This window comes from Microcystis sp. CS-574 (genome assembly GCF_028329095.1).
Classification (GTDB): domain Bacteria; phylum Cyanobacteriota; class Cyanobacteriia; order Cyanobacteriales; family Microcystaceae; genus Microcystis; species Microcystis ichthyoblabe_A.
In genome coordinates, this window is sequence record NZ_JAQMSY010000205.1 from 1 (window position 1) to 8,352 (window position 8,352).

Consider the following 8,352-nt stretch of genomic DNA (forward strand, 5'->3'; position numbering starts at 1 on the left):
ACATTAGCACTAATTAGAGAAGATGCAAGGGTGATGCAAGGGTTTTAAGAGATTCTAGCAGATTTAAGTGCATTTGGGAAGCTCTCAATCAAGCTAAAAGCCCTTTCCTGTAAGGTTTTTACCATTATTCAGCCAACCCTATCTTAGGTCGCGAGGTGGGCTGCTGACAACTCGATCGCTACTCAAATAACCAGTTTGACAAAGAAAGAGATAATAAATGTTATAACAGTAGTAGTCTACAGGCGTTCTTTTGTCTGTCTCCAGTAAACCTAAACGCTCCTTTTTGCCAAGATATTTCGACGGTCAGCCCGAAAGAGCGTTCCGGCAAGAACAGCCTAATTTATCCGAAAATTACCTATGGTTATCAACAAACGCGGACTTGTTCTCGGTGCTACAGCAGTGGTCCTGTCTACCGTCGCCGTCACGGGGGCGGGATTCCGACTCTCCCAAAGTCAAGCTTTTTTTCAGGAAAGTCCCAAGGAAACCGTTGATGAGGTTTGGCAGATCATCAACCGCACTTATTTAGATGGCACTTTTAATCAATCGGACTGGAACGCCATCCGCAATCAGTATTTAAATCGTTCCTACAAAAATCAAGAGGAAGCATACACCGCTATCCGCGAGATGTTGAAAACTCTCAATGATCCCTATACCCGTTTTATGGATCCCAAAGAGTTTAACAATATGAGGATCGATACATCGGGAGAATTGACTGGGGTAGGGATTCAACTGACCAAAGATGAGAAAACTAAGCAGTTAGTCGTGGTTTCACCCATTGAAGATACTCCCGCTTCTAAAGCTGGTGTGCTGCCCAAAGATGTGATTATCGCTATCGATGGTAAATCTACCGCAGACATGGAACTCGATCAAGCGGTGAGCATGATCCGCGGCAAAGTGGGGACAAGCGTTAAGATCACGATTCAACGGGGTGAGGAGAAGAAAGAATTGACTCTTACCCGGGCTAGAATTGAAATTCACCCGGTACGCGCCCACACAGAAAACACCCCGATCGGTAAAGTCGGTTATATCCGTCTCAATCAATTTAGCGCCCAAGCTAGTGGCGATATGAGTCAAGCGATTCGCGAATTGGAAGCTGAACAGGTGAAGGGTTATATTCTCGATCTGCGTTCCAACCCCGGCGGTTTACTCTACGCCAGCATCGAAATCGCTCGGATGTGGATACCCGATGGTTTAATTGTCTCTACGGTTGATCGCAAAGGGGTGACGGAACGTCAACGGGCTAACAATCAAGCTTTGACTAATAAACCCCTAGTTGTCCTCGTCGATGGTGGTTCCGCCAGTGCCAGTGAAATTCTCTCCGGAGCTTTACAGGATCATGATCGGGCGGTTATTGTCGGTACGAAAACCTTTGGTAAGGGATTAGTGCAATCGGTACGCAGTCTTAGTGACGGTTCCGGATTAGCGGTGACAATTGCCAAGTATCTCACCCCCGACGGACGCGACATCAATAAAGATGGTATTCATCCGGATGTGGAGTCGGAACTGAGTGAGGAAGAGCGCAAAAATCTTCAACAGGAACGGGATCGGGTGGGAACTTTCCAGGATCCTCAATTCAAGAAAGCTTTTGAAATCTTGGAAAAAGAAATCACTGAAGGCAAGAAAACGCCCACCAATACCGCTAAACAATAGGTTGACATTTGCCCGCTCGAATTAAACCCACCCGACGGGCGATCGCTTCTCCCCGCTCGGCAAAGGGACCCCAGTATTGACCATTGACTGGGGTTTTTCCGTTTTCTAGGGCTATAATCTGACAAATTCCCGTATTTTCCCGGACAATGTACCAGTTTTGTCCGCTATTATCCATAGATTTTTCTCCTTAATCCCTCTATTCCCTTGTTTATAGCGTCTCTCAATCCCGAAGTAAAAAATTTTTATCAACTTCTTGACAAAACCGGGGAGATAAATGCTAATATTAAAAAGGTCTGTCCAATGGGGATTAGCCAAGCGGTAAGGCAGCGGGTTTTGGTCCCGCCATTTCCTAGGTTCGAATCCTAGATCCCCAGTTTAGTATTTTTTATCCCTAATCCGCCAATGATCGAGAATATCCTTGATCAAAGCTTCCTTTAGCCAAATACGACCGATAAGCGTCAGGGGAACCGCTAGAAATAGCCCTAAAAAGCCAAAAATCGAGGCGAAAAACAACTGGGCCAACAGGGTAAAAGCGGGTAAGAGCTTGAGCGACTGCACTGTTAAAATGGGCAGCGGTGAATGACGGTCGAAATACTGAATTAACAGATAAATACTGCTGTAGAGTAGTAAAACCGCCCAGGATTGCCAGGGAGCTTCCAGAAGGGCGATAGAAAAGGGTAAAATCGTGCTTAAAACCGGCCCGAGGTTGGGGATAAAGGTGAGAAATCCTGCGAGAATAGATTGGGAAAAAGCGAGGGGAATGCCAATCAGGGATAGACCCAAACAACTGCCCAAGGTCATAATCAACATATGACAGAAAATCCCTTTTAGCCAAGCTTTTAAATCTCGATCGCAGTGTTCTAGGATCGATCGTACCCTAGAACGGTAGAAAGCGGGAAATAAACGCAGAAAGCAACGGTAGTAAGCGGCAGGATCGGCGAGAATCATCAAGCTCAGGGCAATAATTAGCAGTAAGCTGAGGATAATGCCAAAAGTACCGTAAAAAATGCTCAAACCCCGGCCAGCAATTTGGTTAATTAGGGGTTGTAATTGAGCCAGCAGCGTTTTAAAGTCTGGAAAGACAGTGGCCAGACTAGGATCGAGATAATCCTCAAGACGATGCACTTGTCCCCAGAGTCTTTCTATCGCTTGGGGTAATAAACTAAATAATTGGCGAAATTGTTGGACTAAAGCGGGTATAATTACTAAAAAAATACCGATAATACCAATAAAGAAGCCAAAAAGGGTGATAATTAGGGCGTAGGAACGCTTCAGGTGATGACGCTGCCACCAAGTCACAGCCAAATTTAAAATCTGAGCCAGAAGAATCGCCATCAATAATAATAAAAGAATCTGTCGAATCTGCCAGAGAATCAACAGACAAAAGACTAACAGGACTAAACCGAAGCTGCTGCCAAAAGTCATGATGAGTAAGGAGAAAAATTCCTAATCAGTTATTGTCCGTCTCCAGAGGGCAAAAACCGTGAGCAGAAAAGGAGTAAAAACCAGAATTAAAGTGTTAAGAGGACCAGGAGCGATCGATAATAAAGGGGCAAGATATTTAATTCCCAGGGAAATTAAAGCCGATATCAAGATTATTTTGATAATAAAGCCGCTCATAGATGAATGTTTAGGGGACACCAGCACTATCTTATCCCTGAAGAGGTTAAAAATTGCTCAAAATCTGGCAATCATCCCCCTTAATCCTCAAATCCCTAGAGGCTCCTTTGGTGGGCAACCAAACTCAGCCGGAAAAGGATACTATGGCCAACTAGAAAATATTAAATTTTTATAAAGTTTTTTCAATTTCCCTAACAAAATGTAAAAATAGATACAGAATAAGAAATAAGATCTTTTCGTTTGTTGACCCTAAATAGGGACGACAAGGGGGATTAAAGTCACTTTAAAGCATTGCAGGGAGTCAGTGATATTATGTTAGCCTATCGAGGAGTTAAGTACGAAAGGGATTCTCTCCCCTTGGAGATGAAGACTGGAGATATCGGGGGTAAATATCGAGGTCAAGACTGGAATCACCATTATCCTCGCCATATGCTCCAATTAGAGCCGAAACTGCATCGTCAGTATCGTGGGGTTGCCTACAGCACCCGTCCTCATCTTGCTGGACAAGTCATCCCAAGCACTTGTCCGTTGCCGGTTGTCAAACCCCCTATTGTCGTCCAAGAGGAAACCCTTTCTAGCGTCCATCTGAGCAATATTCGTCTTCGTCTGGAACGTCGTTTACAAATCGCTCAAGAGAATGGGGATGAAACCCTCGTTAATCTCTTGAAAAAAGAATCCCAAGACTTAGCCTTAAACTGCTAGATTAGCGGTTTTTCTCCACTTTCCCCTCGGCAAAACCGGGGGGAATATTTTTGGGCGCAAAAATCTTATCGATAGAAATTATCACCCTGGTTAGGAGTTTACAGGCTTTTAATTATATTAGGTCGAGGTCTATTTTAGTTCTGGTTCGGATTGGGGCGTTGTATCATTTCCGCAACATTTTTGATACCTTGGATAAAAGTTTGAAAACTACGCGATTTATTTTCAGTTAGGGAAAGATGGGGGGCAATCTGTTTAGAGTGGGTTCCTGCATAATACTCTTTCACTAGCTTTTTTAATTCTTGTTTGGCCGAGTTAAGCAGGTCCGGTTCTCTGTATTTACTTTTATTTTGTTTTTGGCCGAGACTATTTAAATTATACGCCTTGGCCACCGCTGCTAAATCTCCCAGAAACCACGATTCTAATTCATGGCAAATAATCCGAATTAAGACTTGAGCATCACTGGCATTTTGACAAATTTCTCCTAGTTCTTTTTTGAGTTTTTGACAATCGTGGGAATCCTGATCATGGACAATAATAAATTTGGTATTGGGACTAGATTTATTGAAAGCTTTGAGTTTTATAGGAATAGATTTTGCTAGGTCTTGTTTGCCTTGATGACTAATACATTTATACCTTATTTCTGGGGGAATAAGTTTAGGCAAAAGTTCTTCTAACACATTTTTTATAGATGACTCTTCTAACAAAAATACGATATCATAGTTCATTAGGGTTCTACTCCTTCAAACCAGCCTTGATTCCAAAGATAGCCGGGTAAATCGCCTTCCGCTACTAAGTTTTTTAGGATTTCGCTATCGGCAGCCCTATGGATTTGGGTGATACCTTGGGATTTAATTAGCCAGAAAATACTAGCTAGTGGAACCGCATTGATAAAATCGGGGGAGTGGCTAGAAACAAATACCTGACCCCCCTGATCGCTATAGTGGGCGAATTCTTCGGCTAGTTCTTTTAATAAAGTAGGATAAAGTTGGTTTTCTGGTTCTTCGACACAGAGTAGGGGATGAGGATTGGGATCGAATAGTAATATTAAATAGGCGAACATTTTCATAGTCCCGTCAGAAACATAGCGATCAATAAAAGGGTCTTTAAAGGCCTGATCTTGAAAACGTAAAATCAAGCGACCGTCTTCGGTTTCTTTGGCTTCCACAGAGGAAATACCCGGAATTCGTTGTTTCATTTTTTCGAGAATTTGCTGAAAAATTGTGGGATATTGTTGATAAATATATTGAGCAACTGTAGCTATATTGTCGCCAGTAGGGGATAAGTGTTCAGCATAAGATATTTCTTTACTTCCTCTAGCTTCGCTAATATGAAAGTCAGAAACGTGCCAATTTTCAATCAGAGAACGAAAGGCTGTAGCGGCTTTAAAACGTTGAAATTGTCCTAATCCTTTGATTGCTAGTATGTCGTTAGATTCTAGCTGTTGTTCTTCTCGATCGAGTTCTTTATCCGGTTTGCTAAAATCTTCTTCGTTGGTGATAGCATATCCTTGACCAAGTTGAAAATCTAAAAAATGAAAAGGTTTACCGTGTTCACCCCGTTTATAGCGAAGTATTTCGCGTTTGATAACGGGGCGATTATTGTTTTGTCCAATTATGATTTGATAAGTAACCAGACGTTCTGTATCTAAGATTTTCATGCGAAATTGCAGCTCGATTTCAATATCTTCCTGTTCTTGACCTCTAGTGATAATTTCTCTATAACCGCCGCGAATTTGTAAAGCTTGGCGAATGTTGTTTTTAAGGGCATCTCGCAGAAACCCAAAAATATCAAATAGAGTAGATTTTCCCGTGGCGTTAGCTCCAATAATCACGCAAAAAGGGGGAATATCTCTTATGTGTATATTTTTAAACATACGATAGTTTTTTATTTTAATAGAAACAATTTTCATGATATAATCGAGCCGTTATAGTTTTTTTGATTATACGATTGATCAGGTGAAGATAATTGATCAATTAGACAAAAAAGCCAGAGATTAGACTCTCTTGGACATTGGGGGATAAATCAGTTAGAAACTAGAGAGGCAAGCTCAACCGCCTGAGGAAGGGACAAGAAACCAGACTCAACACAAGTTGCCCAAAATAGCGTAAATTGTCTATAAATTTGTTCAACGACTTAAATTAGTACAAATGTTTGACTGTATTATCATCGGTGCGGGACCAGCAGGAGCGACGGCGGGTTATCATCTAGCTAAAAAGGGACGATCGATTCTGATCCTCGATAAAGCGAAATTACCCCGTTATAAACCCTGTGGTGGGGGGGTATCCCCGGCAATTAAGCAGTGGTTTGATTTTGATTTTACCCCCGTGATCGAGAATACCGTCACCCAAGTACAGTTTACTTGGAAACAGGGGGATGCCGTCACCACTAAGTTAAATATGCTAGAACCGATGTGGATGGTACAAAGGGATCGTTTCGATGATTTTTTAGGTCAACAGGCGATCGCAGTCGGGGCAACTATCCAAGATAACAGCGAAGTTACCCAGATCAAATTTGTCCAAGATCACTGGCAAGTTACCACATCTCAAGGAACATTTTCAGGCAAATATCTGATTGCTGCCGATGGTGTTAGGGGCAATACCAGTCGCTGGTTGGGATTACCGGCAAAAAACGAAGCGATCGGGGCTACTCTCGAAATTACTAACGCAGAAGCGACTATTCCCCCCCAAAAAGCTTTTTTTGATTTTGGTTCCCTAAAAAATGGTTATATCTGGGCTTTTCCCAAGTCTAATGGTTACACAATTAGCGGTGGTTGTTTTAAGGGCAGCATCAAATCCGAGGAGCTGAAAAAACAACTGTTAAATTATGCCCGTCAAAAGGGCTGGAATTTACAGGATTATCGCTATAGTGAGTATGCTTTAGCCCTTTGGAACGGAAATCAACCGCTACACGCCCAAAATGCCTTAATTACAGGGGAAGCGGCGGGGATTCTCGATCCGCTCATCGGAGAGGGTATCCGTCCGGCAATTTTGACGGGAGTTAAGGCAGCCGAGGCGATCGATCGAGCTTTAGCCGGAGATAATCGGGCTTTAGCGGGCTATAGTCGGATAATTCGGGAAGAATGGGGGGAAGATATGGCTTTAGCGGCCAAATTAGCCGGTTTATTCTATCAATTTACCCAAATCGCCTACAATGTCGCCGTTAAACGGCCGATCGCCAGTCAAATGATGGGACGTATTCTCGTGGGAGATTTAAAATACCGGGATGTTACGGAACAAGCGATGCAACAATTGAAAAAGCTTTTACTGCCCGGATTCGGTTGGTGATAACACCTCGCGCACCAGGGTGGGGGTGACTCGATCGCTAATGGTCACTTGGCCGATTGCCGTTGGTAAAATAAATCTAACCTTGCCATCTTTAACCTTTTTATCGGCAGTAAGAGCATTAACCATCTCATCGGCATTTAAAGGCGGAATACGGGTTTCTAAGGCGGCTTTTTCGATTAAATCGGTTTGACGTTGATTTTCCCCGGCGGTCCACATTCCCAGTTTAACAGCGATCGCTCCTGCCGCCACCATCCCCATCGCCACCGCTTCCCCGTGGTTAACGCTAGTATATCCCGTTAGACTTTCAATGCCGTGGGCGATCGTGTGACCATAGTTTAAGATCGCCCGCAAACCCGCTTCTTTTTCGTCTGTGCATACCACATCTGCTTTAGCTTGGCAAGACTTTGTAATAATTGTTTGCAATAGCTCGCCATCGATCTGAGAAAAACTGGCTAAATTGTCCGAGTCTTCTAACTGTTGAAATAACTCAGAATCCCAAATTACACCGTATTTAATCACTTCTGCCATTCCAGCCCGAAATTCTCGCACGGGTAGGGTTTTAAGCACGTCAGGATCGATCAGAACTAATTTCGGTTGATAAAACGCCCCGATCAGATTTTTGCCCTGGGGATGATTAACACCAGTTTTACCCCCGATGGAAGCATCCACCATCGCTAACAGGGTGGTGGGAACCTGGACAAAATTAATGCCCCGTAACCATGTGGCTGCCGCAAATCCCGTCATATCCCCGATCACACCACCACCGAGGGCAACCATAGTCGAGGAACGTTCCAACCGGTGAGCGAGGGCAGTATCATAAACTTGGGCGATCGAATCGAGGGTTTTATAATTTTCGCCGGCGGGGATCAGATGTGTAAAAACGGTAAATCCCGCTTTTTCTAGAGAATTAACGGCTGTATGTCCGTAATAGTCAAAAATTTCGGGATTAGAAACCAATAAAACCTTTTTACCTAAGTTTAACCGGCTCATTTCTGCACCGAGATTGGCTAAACTGCCCTTCTCGATCAGAATATTATAGGAGCGATCGGGTAAATTAACGGGAATACAAATAGCCATGGGGTGTGGGGTGTGGGGT

9 protein-coding genes and 1 tRNA gene are annotated in these 8,352 nt (G+C 43.4%); 4 read left to right on the forward strand and 6 right to left on the reverse strand.

Annotated elements, in window-relative coordinates:
* Positions 1–357 precede the first annotated feature (357 nt).
* The gene (gene ctpC, locus PN470_RS16260; RefSeq protein WP_272104805.1) at positions 358–1,650 is read left to right on the forward strand and encodes a carboxyl-terminal processing protease CtpC; all 1,293 of its coding nucleotides are present in this window, start codon (positions 358–360) and stop codon (positions 1,648–1,650) included.
* Here ctpC and PN470_RS16265 read toward each other — a convergent pair.
* A complete protein-coding gene (locus PN470_RS16265) occupies positions 1,640–1,825 on the reverse strand; it encodes a hypothetical protein (protein WP_272104806.1) in 186 nt (61 codons plus the stop codon). The genes ctpC and PN470_RS16265 overlap by 11 nt on opposite strands.
* Before the next feature lie 126 nt (positions 1,826–1,951).
* Here PN470_RS16265 and PN470_RS16270 point away from each other — a divergent pair.
* A tRNA-Gln gene (locus PN470_RS16270) sits at positions 1,952–2,024 on the forward strand.
* Position 2,025: 1 nt separating this feature from the next.
* On the opposite strand, the gene PN470_RS16275 is transcribed toward PN470_RS16270, so the two are convergent.
* Complete coding sequence (locus PN470_RS16275) at positions 2,026–3,075, reverse strand: AI-2E family transporter (protein WP_272104807.1); 1,050 nt, start codon at positions 3,073–3,075, stop codon at positions 2,026–2,028.
* Positions 3,076–3,096: 21 nt separating this feature from the next.
* Positions 3,097–3,270, reverse strand: coding sequence for a hypothetical protein (locus PN470_RS16280; protein ID WP_199309408.1), 174 nt, complete (start codon positions 3,268–3,270; stop codon positions 3,097–3,099).
* Between the two features lie 309 nt (positions 3,271–3,579).
* Between PN470_RS16280 and PN470_RS16285 the strand changes: the two genes are divergently transcribed.
* Complete coding sequence (locus tag PN470_RS16285) at positions 3,580–3,972, forward strand: DUF4278 domain-containing protein (RefSeq protein ID WP_024970527.1); 393 nt, start codon at positions 3,580–3,582, stop codon at positions 3,970–3,972.
* 134 nt (positions 3,973–4,106) lie between these two features.
* Here the strand turns inward: PN470_RS16285 and PN470_RS16290 are convergent, their stop codons facing one another.
* Positions 4,107–4,697 carry a DUF4276 family protein gene (locus tag PN470_RS16290; RefSeq protein WP_272104808.1) on the reverse strand — a complete coding sequence of 197 codons (591 nt, stop codon included), beginning with the start codon at positions 4,695–4,697 and terminating at the stop codon, positions 4,107–4,109.
* The gene (locus PN470_RS16295; RefSeq protein ID WP_334310447.1) at positions 4,697–5,881 is read right to left on the reverse strand and encodes an AAA family ATPase; all 1,185 of its coding nucleotides are present in this window, start codon (positions 5,879–5,881) and stop codon (positions 4,697–4,699) included. Before PN470_RS16295 ends, PN470_RS16290 begins: the two co-directional genes overlap by 1 nt.
* Positions 5,882–6,119: 238 nt before the next feature.
* On the opposite strand from PN470_RS16295, the gene PN470_RS16300 reads away from it, so the two are divergent.
* A complete protein-coding gene (locus PN470_RS16300; protein ID WP_004161880.1) occupies positions 6,120–7,256 on the forward strand; it encodes a geranylgeranyl reductase family protein in 1,137 nt (378 codons plus the stop codon).
* Here the strand turns inward: PN470_RS16300 and aroB are convergent.
* The gene (gene aroB / locus PN470_RS16305) at positions 7,233–8,333 is read right to left on the reverse strand and encodes a 3-dehydroquinate synthase (RefSeq protein WP_002737777.1); all 1,101 of its coding nucleotides are present in this window, start codon (positions 8,331–8,333) and stop codon (positions 7,233–7,235) included. The genes PN470_RS16300 and aroB overlap by 24 nt on opposite strands.
* Positions 8,334–8,352: the final 19 nt, after the last annotated feature.